The organism is Streptomyces sp. NPDC031274, from assembly GCF_055570235.1.
Genome location: NZ_JBVIHP010000003.1, coordinates 320,634 through 336,270 on the forward strand (window position 1 = coordinate 320,634; position 15,637 = coordinate 336,270).

15 protein-coding genes are annotated in these 15,637 nt (G+C 70.1%); 12 read left to right on the forward strand and 3 right to left on the reverse strand.

Annotated features, from left to right (window positions below; translation table 11 throughout):
• Nucleotides 1-436: 436 nt before the first annotated feature.
• From ACZ5CR_RS06935 to ACZ5CR_RS06975, 9 genes are all read left to right on the forward strand, one after another.
• The gene (locus ACZ5CR_RS06935; RefSeq protein WP_468854334.1) at nucleotides 437-790 is read left to right on the forward strand and encodes a histidine triad nucleotide-binding protein; all 354 of its coding nucleotides are present in this window, start codon (nucleotides 437-439) and stop codon (nucleotides 788-790) included.
• A gap of 6 nt (nucleotides 791-796) precedes the next feature.
• Entirely contained in the window at nucleotides 797-1,705 is a 909-nt protein-coding gene (locus ACZ5CR_RS06940; RefSeq protein ID WP_468854336.1) for a ribonuclease Z, read from the forward strand.
• A 13-nt stretch (nucleotides 1,706-1,718) separates the two neighbouring features.
• Nucleotides 1,719-2,720 carry an adenosine deaminase gene (locus tag ACZ5CR_RS06945; RefSeq protein ID WP_468854339.1) on the forward strand — a complete coding sequence of 334 codons (1,002 nt, stop codon included), beginning with the start codon at nucleotides 1,719-1,721 and terminating at the stop codon, nucleotides 2,718-2,720.
• A gap of 156 nt (nucleotides 2,721-2,876) precedes the next feature.
• Nucleotides 2,877-4,079, forward strand: coding sequence for a macrolide family glycosyltransferase (locus tag ACZ5CR_RS06950; protein WP_468854341.1), 1,203 nt, complete (start codon nucleotides 2,877-2,879; stop codon nucleotides 4,077-4,079).
• A 91-nt stretch (nucleotides 4,080-4,170) separates the two neighbouring features.
• Nucleotides 4,171-5,274, forward strand: a complete 1,104-nt coding sequence (locus ACZ5CR_RS06955) for a carbohydrate kinase family protein (protein ID WP_468854343.1) — start codon at nucleotides 4,171-4,173, stop codon at nucleotides 5,272-5,274.
• Nucleotides 5,275-5,490: 216 nt separating this feature from the next.
• Entirely contained in the window at nucleotides 5,491-7,596 is a 2,106-nt protein-coding gene (locus ACZ5CR_RS06960) for a PhoH family protein (protein ID WP_468854346.1), read from the forward strand.
• Nucleotides 7,597-7,609: 13 nt separating this feature from the next.
• Nucleotides 7,610-8,107 (forward strand): rRNA maturation RNase YbeY, encoded by a 498-nt coding sequence (gene ybeY, locus ACZ5CR_RS06965; RefSeq protein WP_453525924.1) that lies wholly within the window; start codon nucleotides 7,610-7,612, stop codon nucleotides 8,105-8,107.
• 4 nt (nucleotides 8,108-8,111) lie between these two features.
• Nucleotides 8,112-9,413 (forward strand): hemolysin family protein, encoded by a 1,302-nt coding sequence (locus ACZ5CR_RS06970; RefSeq protein ID WP_468854347.1) that lies wholly within the window; start codon nucleotides 8,112-8,114, stop codon nucleotides 9,411-9,413.
• Complete coding sequence (locus ACZ5CR_RS06975) at nucleotides 9,410-9,766, forward strand: MmcQ/YjbR family DNA-binding protein (RefSeq protein ID WP_468854349.1); 357 nt, start codon at nucleotides 9,410-9,412, stop codon at nucleotides 9,764-9,766. The genes ACZ5CR_RS06970 and ACZ5CR_RS06975 overlap by 4 nt, the downstream gene beginning before the upstream one ends.
• 10 nt (nucleotides 9,767-9,776) lie before the next feature.
• On the opposite strand, the gene ACZ5CR_RS06980 is transcribed toward ACZ5CR_RS06975, so the two are convergent.
• Nucleotides 9,777-11,213 carry an MFS transporter gene (locus ACZ5CR_RS06980; RefSeq protein WP_468854351.1) on the reverse strand — a complete coding sequence of 479 codons (1,437 nt, stop codon included), beginning with the start codon at nucleotides 11,211-11,213 and terminating at the stop codon, nucleotides 9,777-9,779.
• Nucleotides 11,214-11,298: 85 nt separating this feature from the next.
• Here ACZ5CR_RS06980 and ACZ5CR_RS06985 point away from each other — a divergent pair, with 85 nt between their 5' ends.
• Both ACZ5CR_RS06985 and ACZ5CR_RS06990 read left to right on the forward strand, forming a co-directional pair.
• Nucleotides 11,299-12,207 (forward strand): helix-turn-helix transcriptional regulator, encoded by a 909-nt coding sequence (locus tag ACZ5CR_RS06985; RefSeq protein ID WP_468854354.1) that lies wholly within the window; start codon nucleotides 11,299-11,301, stop codon nucleotides 12,205-12,207.
• 26 nt (nucleotides 12,208-12,233) lie between these two features.
• Nucleotides 12,234-12,587: a cytidine deaminase gene (locus tag ACZ5CR_RS06990; RefSeq protein WP_468854356.1), complete on the forward strand. Its 354-nt coding sequence runs from the start codon at nucleotides 12,234-12,236 to the stop codon at nucleotides 12,585-12,587.
• Nucleotides 12,588-12,725: 138 nt separating this feature from the next.
• On the opposite strand, the gene ACZ5CR_RS06995 is transcribed toward ACZ5CR_RS06990, so the two are convergent.
• Both ACZ5CR_RS06995 and ACZ5CR_RS07000 read right to left on the reverse strand, forming a co-directional pair.
• Nucleotides 12,726-13,064: a P-II family nitrogen regulator gene (locus ACZ5CR_RS06995; RefSeq protein WP_389907295.1), complete on the reverse strand. Its 339-nt coding sequence runs from the start codon at nucleotides 13,062-13,064 to the stop codon at nucleotides 12,726-12,728.
• Nucleotides 13,061-14,365 carry an ammonium transporter gene (locus ACZ5CR_RS07000; protein ID WP_468854805.1) on the reverse strand — a complete coding sequence of 435 codons (1,305 nt, stop codon included), beginning with the start codon at nucleotides 14,363-14,365 and terminating at the stop codon, nucleotides 13,061-13,063. Before ACZ5CR_RS07000 ends, ACZ5CR_RS06995 begins: the two co-directional genes overlap by 4 nt.
• Nucleotides 14,366-14,640: 275 nt before the next feature.
• On the opposite strand from ACZ5CR_RS07000, the gene era reads away from it, so the two are divergent.
• Nucleotides 14,641-15,600, forward strand: coding sequence for a GTPase Era (gene era, locus ACZ5CR_RS07005; RefSeq protein ID WP_389907297.1), 960 nt, complete (start codon nucleotides 14,641-14,643; stop codon nucleotides 15,598-15,600).
• Nucleotides 15,601-15,637: the final 37 nt, after the last annotated feature.

A 15,637-nucleotide genomic window follows, 5' to 3' on the forward strand; every position in this document is an offset into this window, starting at 1 on the left:
GGTGCGGGGGCGCTCCGTCTTGGGGTGCGGGGCCGCGCCGGTATGTCCGTCCTCGCCATCCGCTTCTGGGCGCCTGTCTGCTCCGGTCCTGGAGTGCCGCGAACCGTGCTCCGGGCGGAAATACCGACACGCCCCCTCGCGTGCGCTGCCGGGTGCGGGTGCGTGGGGCCCGGTCTCCCGTCGCTGAGGCGCGTCGCCTCCCACCCAAGCCGCCCGTCTGCACGTCCCCACCCTCTGGGCGTGGCCCCCGCCCACCCCGTCTGTGTCTCATCGGCGCAGACCCCCGCCCCCGCGACGCGGGGCAATCGGGCGGGTGGGTGGGAGAGGCTTGTTCGGGAACGTGAGGGTGCAGGGGCTGAGGGGAGGGGCCGGGCGTGGGCGCAGCCCGGATAGCATGCGGGGGAACAGAGAAGCAGTGAGAAGCGGAGGCGCAACAATGGCGGGAGAACCGCAGGCGGACTGCCTGTTCTGCAAGATCGTCGCAGGTGACGTACCCGCGACCCTCGTGAAGGAGACGGACACGACCGTCGCCTTCCGCGACATCAACCCGCAGGCCCCCACCCACGTACTGGTCATCCCCAAGGCCCACTACCCGGACGCCGCCACCCTCGCCGCCGCCGAACCCACCATCGCCGCCGACGTCCTGCGCGAGGCCGGCGAGGTCGCCGCCGAAGAGAAGGCCGAGAGCTACCGCATCGTCTTCAACACCGGCGCCGGCGCGGGCCAGACCGTCTTCCACGCGCACGCCCACGTCCTCGGCGGACGCGGCCTGCAGTGGCCCCCGGGATAACTCGCCTTGTCCGTACGTGAACTGGTGGTCCTGGGCACAGCCAGCCAGGTCCCCACCCGGCACCGCAACCACAACGGGTACGTCCTGCTCTGGGACGGCCAGGGCATCCTCTTCGACCCCGGCGAGGGCACGCAGCGGCAGATGCTGCGTGCCGGGGTCGCCGCGCACGACCTGCACCGGATCTGCGTCACGCACTTCCACGGCGACCACTCGCTCGGGCTGCCCGGCGTCATCCAGCGGATCAACCTGGACCGGGTCCCGCACGACGTGACCGTCCACTTCCCGCGCTCCGGTCAGCACTTCTTCGACCGGCTGCGGTACTCCACCGCCTACCGCGAGACCGTCCAGCTCGTCGTCGAACCGGTGGCGGACGACGGGCAGTTGGCCCGCGCTCCCGCCTACGCCCTCGACGCCGTCAAGCTCTCGCACCCCGTCGAGTCCTTCGGCTATCGGGTCACCGAGCCCGACGGGCGGCGGATGCTCCCGGAGCTGCTCGCCGAGCGCGGCATCGCGGGACCCGACGTGGGCCGCCTCCAGCGCGACGGCGTACTGCGGGGCGTCACGCTCGACGAGGTGAGCGTGGTCCGGCGCGGACAGCGGTTCGCCTTCGTGATGGACACCCGGCTCTGCGACGGCGTCCACGCCCTCGCCGACGGCTGCGACATGCTCGTCATCGAGTCCACCTTCCTGGACGAGGACGAGCAACTCGCACTCGACCATGGGCACTTGACCGCCGGGCAGGCCGCCAGGGTCGCGGTGGACTCCGGCGTGCGGCATCTCGTACTGACCCACTTCAGCCAGCGCTACCCCGACCCCGGCGTTTTCGAGCAGCAGGCCCGGGATGCGGGATTCGACGGTGAACTCACCGTCGCACAAGACCTGTTGCGTGTACCTCTGCCCAAACGAACCACCTGAGTGAGCCGCCGTCATGCCCCTTCCCAAAGCCGAACTCCACCTCCACATCGAGGGGACCCTCGAACCCGAGCTGGCCTTCGCCCTCGCCGCCCGCAACGGCGTCACCCTGCCGTACGCGGACACCGAAGAGCTGCGCAAGGCCTACCTCTTCGACGACCTGCAGTCCTTCCTTGATCTGTACTACGGGTTGATGGCCGTCCTGCTCACCGAGGAGGACTTCGAAGAGCTCGCCGACGCCTATCTGGCGCGCGCCGCTCAGCAGGGCGTGCGGCACGCCGAGATCTTCTTCGATCCGCAGGCGCACATGGCGCGCGGCGTCGACATCGGCACCGTGATGGAGGGGCTCGGGCGCGCCCTGGAGCGCAGCGAGGAGCGCCACGGGATCTCCACCCGGCTGATCATGTGCTTCCTGCGCGACCAGTCCGCCGAATCGGCCCTGGAGACCCTGGAGGCCGCGAAGCCGCACCTGGACCGGATCGTGGGCGTCGGCCTTGACTCCGCCGAGGTCGGGCACCCGCCCGCCAAGTTCCGCGAGGTGTACGAGGCGGCCGCCGTGCTCGGCCTGCGCCGGGTCGCCCACGCGGGCGAGGAAGGTCCGCCCGCCTACATCACGGAGGCCCTGGACGTCCTCGGCGTCGAGCGCATCGACCACGGGCTGCGCTGCATGGAGGACCCGGAGCTTGTGGAGCGCCTCGTGCGCGAGCGGATCCCGCTCACGCTCTGCCCGCTGTCCAATGTCCGGCTGCGCGCCATCGACGTACTCGAAGAGCATCCGCTGGCGCGGATGATGGACGCCGGGCTGCTGTGCACGGTCAACTCCGACGACCCGGCCTACTTCGGCGGCTATGTCGACGACACCTTCCACGCCGTACGGGAAGCCCTCGCGCTCGACCAGGAGCGGCTGCGCGAGCTCGCCCGCAACTCCTTCGAGGCCTCCTTCCTCGACGGGAGCGCGGAGGACGAGGCGCTGCGGGCCCGGTACCTCGCCGAGGTCGCGGAATATTCGTTCGACTGAGCATCGCGGGCGGAGTTAAGGTCCGCCCATGGATTCCATGGTTCAGCTCTACGGCTGACACGCCCCCGAAGGCCCGAGCGCCCCGCTGATCAGCGGCTGCGCCGGGCCGTCGTGTCCTCTTCCGTAGCAGTCGAACCACACGAAGGAATCCGTCTCATGCATCCTCGACCGTCCCGTCGCCGTGCCCATATCGCCATGATCGGCGTGCCGATGGTCAGCCACGTGCTGCCCGGTCTGGAGATCATCCGCGAGCTCGTGGCGCGCGGCCACCGGGTGACGTACGCGAACGACCCGGCGACCCGCGAGCTGATCGAGCCCACCGGCGCCGAACTCGTCCCGTGCGTCTCGACCTTGCCGTTCAAGGACAACATCTGGCCCGAGGACCCGATCGCCGCGAGCGGTCTCTTCCTCGACGACGCGATGGCGGTGCTTCCGCGCCTGCGCTCGTTCTACGACGACGACCCCGCCGACCTGTATCTGTACGACATCGGCGCGTACGTCGCCCGTGCCCTTGCCGAAGGACAGCGGCGGCCGTTCATCCAGCTCTCGCCCACCTTCGTGGCCTGGGACGGCTACCAGGAGGAGGTCGGGGCGCAGTTCCGGCAGCTGCCCGGGGCCGCCGAACTGGAGGCGCGGTTCGGGAAGTGGCTCGCGGGGAACGGTGCCACCACCCTGGACGTCGGCGCCTTCTCGGGGACGCCCGACCGCGCCGTCGCGATGATCCCCCGGGCCATGCAGCTGTCCGCCGACCGGGTCGATCCGAAGCGGGTCGACTTCGTCGGGCCCTGCTTCGGGGACCGCTCGGGGCAGGGCAGCTGGCAGCGGCCCGACGGCGCCGAGAAGGTGCTGCTCGTCTCCCTCGGCTCCTCGTTCACCCAGCAGCCCGAGTTCTACCGGAACTGCGTGGCCGCGTTCGGCGGGCTCGCGGGGTGGCACGTGGTGCTGCAGATCGGCAAGCACATCGATCCCGCGGAGCTCGGCGACGTGCCGGGGAACGTCGAAGTGAGCTCGTGGGTACCGCAGTTGGCGATCCTGGAGCAGGCCGACGCGTTCGTCACACACGCGGGCATGGGCAGCAGCAGCGAGGGGCTGTTCAGCGGGGTGCCGATGATCGCCGTTCCCCAGGGGGCCGAGCAGCCGCTCAACGCGGACCGGCTCGTGGAGCTGGGGGTCGCGCGGCGGATCGACACCGCCGACGCGACGGCGGACGCGCTGCGGTCCGCGTTGTTCGAGCTGACGTCCGACCCCGACGTCGCGCTCCGGTCCGCCCGGCTCAAGGCGGAGGTGCGGGCCGAGGGCGGCACGGTCCGGGCCGCCGATCTCATCGAGGCGGAGCTCGGCGGGCAGCGGGCGAGGTAGGGCTCCGTCATCGAGCGCCGGACGAGCCGGGCCGGAACCCGGCTCGTCCGGCATTCGAGCCCCGATGGGCTTCTTCCGTTACGTTGCCTGCATGGTCGTACCTCTCAAACCCAGCATCGACCCGCTCAAGGCAAGCCGCAGAGCAGGCGATCCGCCCTGTGACGTCTTCCTCACCGGGACGGTCTTCCTCGACATCATCTTCACCGGCCTCGACTCGGCGCCCGTACGCGGCACCGAGTCCTGGGCGCGCGGGATGGGGTCGAGCCCCGGCGGCGTGGCCAACATGGCGACCGCGCTCGCGCGGCTCGGCCTGCGCACCTCGCTCGCGGCGGCCTTCGGGGACGACCACTACGGCGAGTACTGCTGGGACGCACTCGAACAGGGCGAGGGCATCGACCTCCAGACGTCGCGCACCGTGCCCGGCTGGCACTCCCCGGTGACCGTCTCCATGGCGTACGAGGGCGAGCGGACCATGGTCAGCCACGGCCACGAGCCGCCGCCCGACGTCGATTCCCCGGACGGCGGCGCCCCGGAGTGCCCGCCACGCGCGCGTGCCGCCGTCGCCTCCCTGACGCCCGGCACACGCGCGCCGTGGATCGCCCGGGCCGCGCGCACCGGCACGCGGATCTTCGCCGACGTCGGATGGGACGACACCGGGCGCTGGGATCTGGCGGGGCTCGCGGACCTGGAGCACTGCGAGGCGTTCCTGCCGAACGCGGAGGAGGCCATGCGGTACACGCGGACCCAGTGCCCCCGCGCCGCCGCACGGGCGCTGACCGAGCACGTACCGCTCGCGGTGGTGACGCTGGGTGCGGAAGGGGCGTACGCGGTGGACGGCAGGACCGGCGAGACCGCCGAGGTTCCGGCCATCGAGGTGGAGGCGCTCGATCCCACGGGGGCCGGTGACGTCTTCGTGGCGGGCTTCGTGACCGGCACCCTCGCCGACTGGCCCCTCGCGGACCGGCTCGCCTTCGCGGGGCTCACGGCGGCGCTCTCGGTGCAGGAGTTCGGCGGTTCCCTGTCGGCGCCGGGCTGGGCGGAGGTCGCCGCGTGGTGGCGGACCGTGCGCGAGGTCGACGACCAGGACCCGGTGGCGCTGCGGCGGTACGGGTTCCTGGAGGGCCTGCTTCCGGAGGCCACGCGTCCGTGGCCGCTGCGCCGGGCCGTGCCCACGATCGGGTTCAGGTCGGCGTAACAGGTCGTACAGCTGTGCGTCACCGGAGTGGAAAAGCCCTTCGGCGGTGACAGTGGGGCGTCGTACCCTTGGCAGTGCGGAGGGCTACCAGGCGTTGCGGTACCCCAAGGCACCGCGACCACTGATCGAGTAACCACCACGGCGGGCTAGCAGGTCCCGCGAGAGCGGCGCCGGATGAGGCGCAGAGGAGGGTTGAGCAGGCCATAGTGCCGGCCCATGACTCAGACACCCACAGCTCGTACCCCTGCCCAGGGCCAGTCGCGAGCACACTTCACCGTCCCGGCGACCCACCCGATGGTGACGGTGCTCGGCTCCGGAGACGCCCTGTTGCGCGTGATCGAGAAGGCCTTCCCGGCGGCCGACATCCATGTCCGGGGCAATGAGATCAGCGCTGTCGGTGACGCCCATGAAGTCGCCCTCATCCAGCGTCTGTTCGACGAGATGATGCTGGTGCTCCGCACCGGTCAGCCGATGACGGAGGACGCAGTGGAACGCTCGATCGCCATGCTCAGGGCGGACGAGGCGGGAGAGGGCGACGGTCCGGAGACCCCGGCCGAGGTCCTCACGCAGAACATCCTCTCGTCCCGCGGCCGCACGATCCGCCCCAAGACGCTCAACCAGAAGCGCTACGTCGACGCCATCGACAAGAACACCATCGTGTTCGGCATCGGCCCCGCCGGTACCGGCAAGACGTACCTCGCCATGGCCAAGGCCGTGCAGGCGCTCCAGGCCAAGCAGGTCAACCGCATCATCCTGACCCGCCCCGCCGTCGAGGCCGGCGAGCGGCTCGGCTTCCTGCCGGGCACGCTCTACGAGAAGATCGACCCGTATCTGCGGCCGCTGTACGACGCGCTGCACGACATGCTCGACCCGGACTCCATTCCGCGGTTGATGGCAGCGGGAACCATCGAGGTCGCCCCGCTGGCCTACATGCGGGGCCGGAGTCAGCCGCTCTTCACGAACGTCCTGACCCCGGACGGCTGGCGCCCCATCGGTGACCTTCAGGTGGGCGATCTGGTCATCGGGTCGAACGGCGAGCCCACCCCGGTCCTCGGCGTGTACCCGCAGGGCGAGAGGGACATCTACCGGGTCACCGCGCAGGACGGCTCCTGGACCCTTTGCTGCGGTGAGCACCTGTGGACGGTCCGCACCGCCTCGGACAAGCGGCGTGACAAGCCCTGGCGGGTCCTGGAGACCCAGGACATGATCGGCAACCTGCGGGCAGCGCACGCCCGCCGGTATGAGCTGCCTACGCTCACCGCACCCGTCGAGTTCCCGGAGCGCGAGGTCCGCATGGACCCGTACGCGCTGGGGCTGCTCCTCGGCGACGGCTGCCTCACCGGTTCCACCACGCCGTCGTTCTCCACCGAAGACGTCGAACTCGCCCAGGCACTTGAGGCGGCGCTCCCCGGCGTCAGCGTGCGGCACAAGGGTGGACCCGACTATGTGCTGAACCGGGTGAAGTCGCCCGGTGACGTGGTCACCCTGGAGAACCCGGTCACCGGCGCCCTGCGCGAGCTTGACCTGGTGGGCAGCCGTTCGCACTCCAAGTTCGTTCCGGACGACTACCTGTTCAACACGGCGGAGGTCCGCCTTGCCGTGCTCCAGGGCCTGCTCGACTCCGATGGCGGCCCCGTCACCCAGGACGACCGCACCTGCCGTATTCAGTACTCGACGGCGTCGATCGTCCTGCGGGACGATGTGATCGCGCTGGTCCAGTCCCTCGGTGGTGTCGCCTACACGCGGCGTCGTCAGGCAGAGGGCCGTCGGCAGGGCACGGCGCTTGCGGCACACAAGTACGACGCCCACGTCGTCGACATCCGTCTCCCCGAAGGCATCGAGCCCTTCCGCCTCGCCCGCAAGCGTGACAAGTACCTGGCGGCCGGAGGCGGCGGACGCCCGATGCGCTTCATCGACAGCATCGAGCCGGCGGGCCGCGAGGACACGGTCTGCATCCAGGTGGCGGCGGAGGACTCCCTCTACGTCACGCAGGACTACCTGCTCACGCACAACACCCTCAATGACGCCTTCATCATCCTGGACGAGGCGCAGAACACCAGCGTCGAGCAGATGAAGATGTTCCTCACCCGCCTCGGCTTCGAGTCGAAGATCGTGATCACGGGCGATGTCACCCAGGTCGACCTGCCGAACGGCACCAAGTCGGGTCTGCGGCAGGTCCAGGACATCCTGGAGGGCATCGACGACGTGCACTTCTCGCGGCTCACGTCCAGCGATGTCGTACGGCACAAGCTGGTCGGCCGTATCGTCGACGCGTACGAGAAGTACGACGACAGTCAGCAGAACAAGAAAAACGGGAAGTAGCGGAAGCCGCACCATGTCGATCGACGTCAACAACGAATCCGGGACCGAGGTCGACGAGCAGGCGATCCTCGACATCGCCCGCTACGCCCTCGCGCGGATGCGCATCCACCCGCTCTCCGAGCTCTCGGTGATCGTCGTGGACACCGACGCCATGGAGCAGCTCCACATCCAGTGGATGGACCTGCCGGGGCCGACAGATGTCATGTCGTTCCCGATGGACGAGCTGCGCCCGCCCGCCAAGGACGAGGAGGAGGCCCCGCAGGGCCTCCTCGGCGACATCGTGCTCTGCCCCGAGGTCGCCCTCAGGCAGGGCAAGGAAGCGCCCACCGAGCACTCCATGGACGAGGAGCTCCAGCTGCTCACCGTCCACGGGGTCCTTCACCTGCTCGGGTACGACCATGAGGAGCCGGACGAGAAGGCCGAGATGTTCGGCCTCCAGGCGGCCATCGTCGACGGCTGGCGCGGTGAGAACGGCCTGACCGGGCCGTCTCCGGCGCCCACCGTCTCGTAACCCCATGAGCTTCCAGCTGATCGCGGGCGCCGTCGCCCTTGTCGTCGTCGCCTGGCTCGCGGCCTGTGCCGAGGCGGGCATCGCCCGTACCTCCAGCTTCCGGGCGGAGGAGTCGGTCCGCTCCGGGCGGCGCGGCAGCGCGAAACTCGCGCAGGTCGCCGCCGACCCCACCCGCTATCTGAACGTGGCGCTGCTCGTGCGCGTCGCGTGCGAGATGGCGGCGGCGTCCCTGGTGACGTACGCCTGCCTGAAGGAGTTCGACGAGACCTGGCAGGCGCTCACCGTCGCCATCGCGGTGATGGTCCTCGTGTCGTACGTGGCCGTGGGCGTCTCGCCGCGCACCATCGGGCGCCAGCACCCGCTCAACACGGCCACGGCCGCCGCGTACGTCCTGCTGCCGCTGGCCCGCGTGATGGGCCCGATCCCGCCGCTCCTGATCCTCATCGGCAACGCGCTCACGCCCGGCAAGGGCTTCAGGCGCGGCCCGTTCGCCTCCGAGGCCGAGCTGCGCGCGATGGTCGACCTCGCCGAGAAGGAGTCCCTCATCGAGGACGACGAGCGCCGCATGGTGCACTCCGTCTTCGAGCTCGGCGACACCCTCGTACGCGAAGTCATGGTGCCCCGGACGGACTTGGTCGCCATCGAGCGCTTCAAGACCATCCGCCAGGCGCTCACCCTCGCCCTGCGCTCCGGCTTCTCCCGCATCCCCGTGACCGGGGAGAGCGAGGACGACATCGTGGGCATGGTCTATCTCAAGGACCTGGCCCGCAAGACGCACATCAACCGCGAGAGCGAGTCGGACCTGGTGTCGACGGCGATGCGCCCGGCGACCTTCGTGCCCGACACGAAGAACGCGGGTGACCTGCTGCGCGAGATGCAGCAGCAGCGCAATCACGTCGCCGTCGTCATCGACGAGTACGGCGGCACGGCCGGCATCGTCACCATCGAGGACATCCTCGAAGAGATCGTCGGCGAGATCACCGACGAGTACGACCGTGAACTGCCGCCCGTCGAGGAGCTCGACGACGGCTGCTACCGCGTCACCGCGCGCCTGGACATCGGTGACCTCGGCGAGCTCTTCGGGCTCGACGAGTTCGACGACGAGGACGTGGAGACCGTGGGCGGCCTGCTCGCCAAGGCGCTCGGCAGGGTGCCGATCGCCGACGCGTCGGCCCTTGTGCCGCTGCCGGACGGCCGACAGCTGCGGCTCACCGCGGAGTCCGCCGCCGGGCGCCGGAACAAGATCGTGACGGTGCTCGTGGAGCCGGTCGCGCCCGCGGGCGCGGAGAAGGAGGCGTCGGCGTGAAACCGCAGGAGCTGCGCGCGTTCTGCTTGTCCTTCAACGACGTGGTCGAGGAGTTTCCGTTCGGTCCTGACGCCTCGGTGTTCAAGGTCGCGGGGAAGATGTTCGCGTTGAGTTCGCTGGACGCGACGCCGTTGACCGTGAACCTGAAGTGCGATCCCGAGATCGCGGTCCAGCTGCGGGCCGCGCACCCGGAGATCGCGCCGGGGTGGCACATGAACAAGCGGCACTGGAACACCGTGACGGTCGACGCGAAACTCCCGGACCAGCAGGTCCGGGAGCTCGTCGAGGACTCGTACGACCTGGTGGTGGCCGGGCTTCCGAAGGCGCGACGCCTGCGGCTCGACCGCCCCTAGACGTCAGGCCCTAGGCGTTACGGCGGGTGCGCAGGCCCAGCGCGACCAGGGCCGCCGCCACGAGCAGCACCGCCGCGTCGATCAGGAGCACGGTCCGCGTTCCCGCCAGGAGGTCCGTGCTCGTGGTCGCGAGCACGCCCAGGAGCGGGATGCCGATCGTGATGCCCACCTGCTGGGTCGATGTCACCAGGCCCGTGGCCAGGCCCTGCTCCTCGTCCGGGACACCCGACGTGACGGTGACGCCGTACGAGATGATCGCGCCCAGGTGGAACATGCTCGCCACCGATACGCCCGCCGTGGCGAGCCAGACCGACCCCGTGCCGTCGCCGATGCCGAGCAGCGTCGCGATGAGCAGGCCCTGGCCCAGGAGCGAGACGACGAGGGTGCGGCGCGCTCCGAAGCGGCTGATGACCTTGGGCGCGTAGATCCCGGAGACGATCGAGAGCACGCCCTGCACGCCGAAGACGAGACCCGTCCGGAAGGCGGAGAGCTTCAGGACTTCCTGAAGGTAGAGGGTGAGGACGAAGACGACCGCCGACATCATCGAGAAGGTGACGAGACCGCCCAGGTTGCCCCACGCGACCGTCCGCCGCCGCAGCATCGGCAGCGAGACGAGCGGGGACACGGCGCGCGACTCGATACGTGCGAAGGCCGCGAGCAGCAGGACGCCGGTGATCAGCGTGACGATGACGTCCGTGCCGCCGAAGCCGCGTTCGGCGGCCGTGGAGAGCGCGTAGATCAGGGCGAGCAGTCCCCCGGTGACCGTGACCGCGCCGGGGATGTCGAGGCGGGGGCGGTCCGGCGTGCGGGACTCGGGAAGGAGGCCCGGCGCGAGCGGCAGGACGATCAGCACGAAGAGGGTCAGCAGGCCCATCGTGGAGCGCCAGCCGAGCGTGTCGGTCAGTACGCCGCCGAGCACCATGCCGACCGTGAAGCCGAGCGAGAGCAGCGTGCCGGATATCCCGAGCGCCCGGTCCCGCTGCGGGCCTTCGGGGAAGGTGGTGGTGAGCAGGGACATGCCGGTCGGCACGATGGCCGCCGCGCCGACGCCCTGCAGCGCGCGCCCGGCGAGGAACGACGCCGGGTCCCAGGCGAAGGTCGCAAGGAGCGAGGCGAGGCCGAACAGCGCCAGGCCGCCGATGAACAGCTTGCGCCGCCCGAACAGGTCGCCGGTGCGGCCGAAGAGCAGCAGGAAGCCACCGGAGGGAAGGGCGAACGCGGTCACCGCCCACTGCAGCGCGGACTGGCTCATGCCCAGGTCGGCGCCGAGCACGGGCAGCGCCACGTTCAGTACGGAGAAGTCGAGCGCGACCATGAACTGGGCGGCGCAGAGCACGAAGAGGACGAGCTTGTCGCGGGAGGAGAGCTTGGGGGCCTGCTCCGGCTGTGGGCGCGTCTTGGGGGCCGCGGCCGTGGTGGACGGGGGAGTGGTGGTGTCGATCGCCATGAGATGAGGTTCGGGCGGCAGGAATAGCCGTGGGGAGCCAGAACTTATGCTGGTGGTCGGAACACCAGGCAGGGGGACTGCGCATATGGCGGGGACGAGTGAGGCCGTGGCGAGGGTGCCGCAGGACGCGTCCAAGGCACGGAGGCTCGGTGAACTGCGCGAGTTCCTGATGAGCCGCCGCGCCCGGATCAGCCCGGCCCAGGCGGGGCTCCCGGACGGCGGGGCGCGGCGGCGTACGCCGGGTCTCCGTCGCGAGGAGGTCGCCGTGCTCGCCGGGGTCGGCGCGTCCTGGTACCAGTGGTTGGAGCAGGGCCGCGACATCTCGGTGTCGCCGCAGGTCCTGGACTCCGTGGGGCGCGTCCTGAAGCTGTCGAGCGCCGAGCGGCGGCATCTGTATGTGCTCGCCGGTCTCAACCCGCCGGCTCCCGAGGTCGAGCAGGCGGACCGGGACATGTGCGAGGGGCTGCGGCGCCTGATCGACACGTGGATGCCGTACCCGGCGCACATCATGGACCGCTACTACAACTGCGTCCTCTACAACGACGCCGCCGGGATGGTCTTCGGGATGCGTCCCGAGATCACCCAGAACTGTCTCGTGGACTTCTTCACCGACCCCATCTACCGCGCCCGGAGCGCGAGTTGGCGGACCAATGCGGAGTCGGTCGTCGCGCAGTTCCGTGCGTCGTGCTCGGAGGCGCCGGACGACGAGGGGTTCCAGGCGGTGCTCGCCGAGCTGCGGGACGTGGCGGGCGAGGAGTTCACCGAGCTGTGGGAGCGGCGGGACGTGCGGCCCGCGGGGCAGGTCCACAAGGAGCTCATCCATCCGCTGGTGGGGGCGTTGCACGTCGAGTCGACGGCGTTGCGGGTGCCGGCGCGGCCCGACCTGACGATCGTGCTGCACACGCCGCTGCCGGAGGCGGATACGGCGGCGAAACTGGAGTGGCTCGCGTCGCCGGAGGGGCGGCGGGGGTCCATGTACCCGGTGGCCATGTAGCTCTCTTCGCTCCGTATGCTCGGCTCATGACCGAGAGTGCTGCGCTTGACGCTGAGGACCGGAAGATCGTTACGCTGGCTCGTTCGGCGCGGGCGCGGAACGGGGTGGCCGAGGGGGCCGCTGTGCGGGACGAGACGGGGCGGACGTATGTCGCCGGGACGGTTTCGCTCGACTCCCTGAAGCTTTCCGCCCTGCGGACCGCTGTCGCCATGGCGGTCGCCTCCGGCGCCGAGTCCCTGGAAGCGGCGGCGGTCGTCTCCGCCGAGGAGTCGCTCTCCGCGGAGGATCTTGCCGCTGTGCGGGACCTCGGCGGGGCCGGGACGCCGGTCTTCCTGGCGGGGCCTGATGGGGAGGTTCGGGTGCGGGCTCAGGCGAACTGAATTCTCCCCGACCCCGCCCCTTCCCGAAAACCGTGCCTGCGCCCCGGACCTACCTGGGGCTCCGCCCCAGACCCCGTACAAGATGGCCTCAATCGCCGGCCGGGCTGAAAGGTCAGCCCGTCCGGCGATTGAGGACATCTACACCGCGTCCGGACCCCGTTCCCCCGTCCGCACCCGCACCACCGTCTCCACCGGGACCGCCCACACCTTCCCGTCGCCGATCTTCCCCGTGGCCGCCGCGCGGACGATCGCGTCGATCACCGGGTCGAGGTCGGGGTCCTCGACCACGACCTCGATGCGCACCTTCGGCACCAGGTCCACCTGGTACTCCGCCCCCCGGTACACCTCCGTGTGCCCCCGCTGGCGCCCGTACCCGCTCGCCTCGGTGACGGTGAGGCCCAGTACGCCCAGTTCCTGCAGTGCCGTCTTCACCTCGTCGAGGCGGAACGGCTTGATGACCGCGGTCACGAGCTTCATGCGTGGGTGCTCCCCTTCGGGTGGTGCGAGGTGGTGCTGCCCTTCAGGGGGCCGCCGACCAGGACGCCGTGATCGTAGGCCGTCTCCGCGTGGTGCGTCTGGTCGAGGCCCGTCATCTCGTCATCGGCGTGCGCACGGAAGCCCATCAGTTTGTCGATCGCCTTGCCGATGGCGAACGTCACGGTGAACGTGTACGCCGCCACGACGAGCACCGCCACCGTCTGCTTGCCCAGCTGCGCGAGCCCGCCCCCGTAGAAGAGGCCCTCCGCGCCGTCCGTCATCGTGGCCGTCGCGAACAGGCCGATCAGGAGTGTGCCGATCACGCCGCCGACCAGGTGGACGCCCACGACGTCCAGCGAGTCGTCGTAGTCGAAGCGGAACTTCCATCCCACGGCGTACGAGCAGACCACGCCCGCCGCGAGGCCGACCACCGCGGCGCCGAGCACCCCGACGACCCCGCACGCGGGGGTGATCGCCACCAGGCCCGCCACCGCGCCCGATGCCGCGCCGAACGTCGTGGGGTGGCCGTCGCGCTTCTGCTCCACGAAGAGCCAGCCGAGCAGGCCCGTGCACCCGGCGAGCAGGGTGTTCATGACGGAGGCCGCCGCGAGGCCGTTCGCGCCGAGGGCCGAGCCGCCGTTGAAGCCGAGCCAGCCGAACCAGAGCAGACCCGCGCCCATCAGGACCATCGGCAGGTTGTGCGGGCGCATCGCGTCCTTCTTGAAGCCGATACGCGGGCCGATGACCAGGACGAGCGCGAGGCCGGACGCGCCGGACGCGATCTCGACGACCAGGCCGCCCGCGAAGTCCAGGGCGCCCAGGGACGAGGAGATCCAGCCGTCCGGGCCCCAGACCCAGTGCGCCACGGGAACGTATACGAGCAGCGCCCAGATCGGCACGAAGACGAGCCAGGCCGCGAACTTCGTGCGGTCCGCGATCGCGCCGCTGATCAGCGCCGTGGTGAGGATCGCGAAGGTCAGCTGGAAGGTGGTGAAGAGGAGGGTGGGGACCGTCCCGGTGAGCGTGCTCGGGCCGATGCCCGCCATGCCGAAGTGGTCGACGCCGCCGATCAGGCCCGCGAACGTGTCGTCGCCGAACGCGAGCGAGTAGCCCGCGAGCAGCCACACCACGGTGACAAGGGCGATCGACACGAAACTCATGAGGAGCATGTTGAGGACGTTCTTCGTGCGGACCATGCCGCCGTAGAAGAGCGCGAGGCCGGGCGTCATCAGGAGGACCAGGGCGGTGGCCGCGAGCAGCCAGGCCGTGTCTCCGGTGTCGGGCCCATCGGCGGCGGCCAGGGTTGTCGTGAGCGGGTGCGACGAGTACGACGAGTACGACGAGTACGACGAGTACGACGAGATCACGGACTGGGCGGGCTGCACGGGGAATCTCTCCTCCGGGTGGGGGCAGAGGGGAAGCGTCACCGCCCAGCATTTCGGAAAGGACACCCCGGCGTTTCCGCCGTGTTTCGTGTTGCGTGAGAGTTTCGTGGAGCTCACTGATGCCGCGTCGGCGCCTCATTGGTGCCCGATCGGTGCCTCGGCGTGCTGCGGCCCTCCGTCGATCAGGGAGAATGGGCGCCATGAGCGTTCGTACCGAGTCATCCGAGCCGTCCGAGGCCATCCACCGCGCCGGCTTCGCCTGCTTCGTGGGCCGCCCCAACGCGGGCAAGTCCACCCTTACGAATGCTCTGGTCGGCCAGAAGGTGGCGATCACCGCCAACCAGCCGCAGACCACGCGGCACACGGTGCGCGGCATCGTGCACCGACAGGACGCGCAGCTGATCCTGGTGGACACCCCCGGGCTCCACAAGCCGCGCACGCTGCTCGGTGAGCGGCTCAACGACGTCGTGCGGACCACCTGGGCCGAGGTCGACGTCATCGGGTTCTGCCTGCCCGCGAACGAGAAGCTCGGTCCCGGCGACCGGTTCATCGCCAAGGAACTGGCCACCATCAAGAAGACGCCGAAGATCGCGGTCGTGACGAAGACCGACCTCGTCGACAGCAAGACGCTCGCCGAGCAGCTCATCGCCATCGACCAGCTCGGCAAGGAGCTCGGCTTCGAGTGGGCGCAGATCGTGCCGGTGTCGGCGGTCGGCGACAAGCAGGTGCAGCTGCTCGCGGACCTGATCGTCCCGATGCTGCCCGAGAGCCCGCCGCTCTACCCCGAGGGCGACCTCACGGACGAGCCCGAGCAGGTCATGGTCGCCGAGCTGATCCGCGAGGCCGCGCTCGAGGGCGTACGGGACGAGCTGCCGCACTCCATCGCCGTCGTGGTGGAGGAGATGCTGCCGCGCCAGGACCGCCCCGCGGACAAGCCGATGCTCGACATCCACGCGAACGTCTACATCGAGCGGCCCAGCCAGAAGGGCATCATCATCGGCCCGAAGGGCAAGCGGCTCAAGGAGGTCGGGATCAAGTCCCGCCAGCAGATCGAGGCCCTGCTCGGTACGCCGGTCTTCCTGGACCTGCACGTCAAGGTCGCCAAGGACTGGCAGCGCGACCCCAAGCAGCTGCGCAAGCTCGGCTTCTGAGAGCCGCCGCACGCCTGAGGGCCGCCGCACGCCTGAG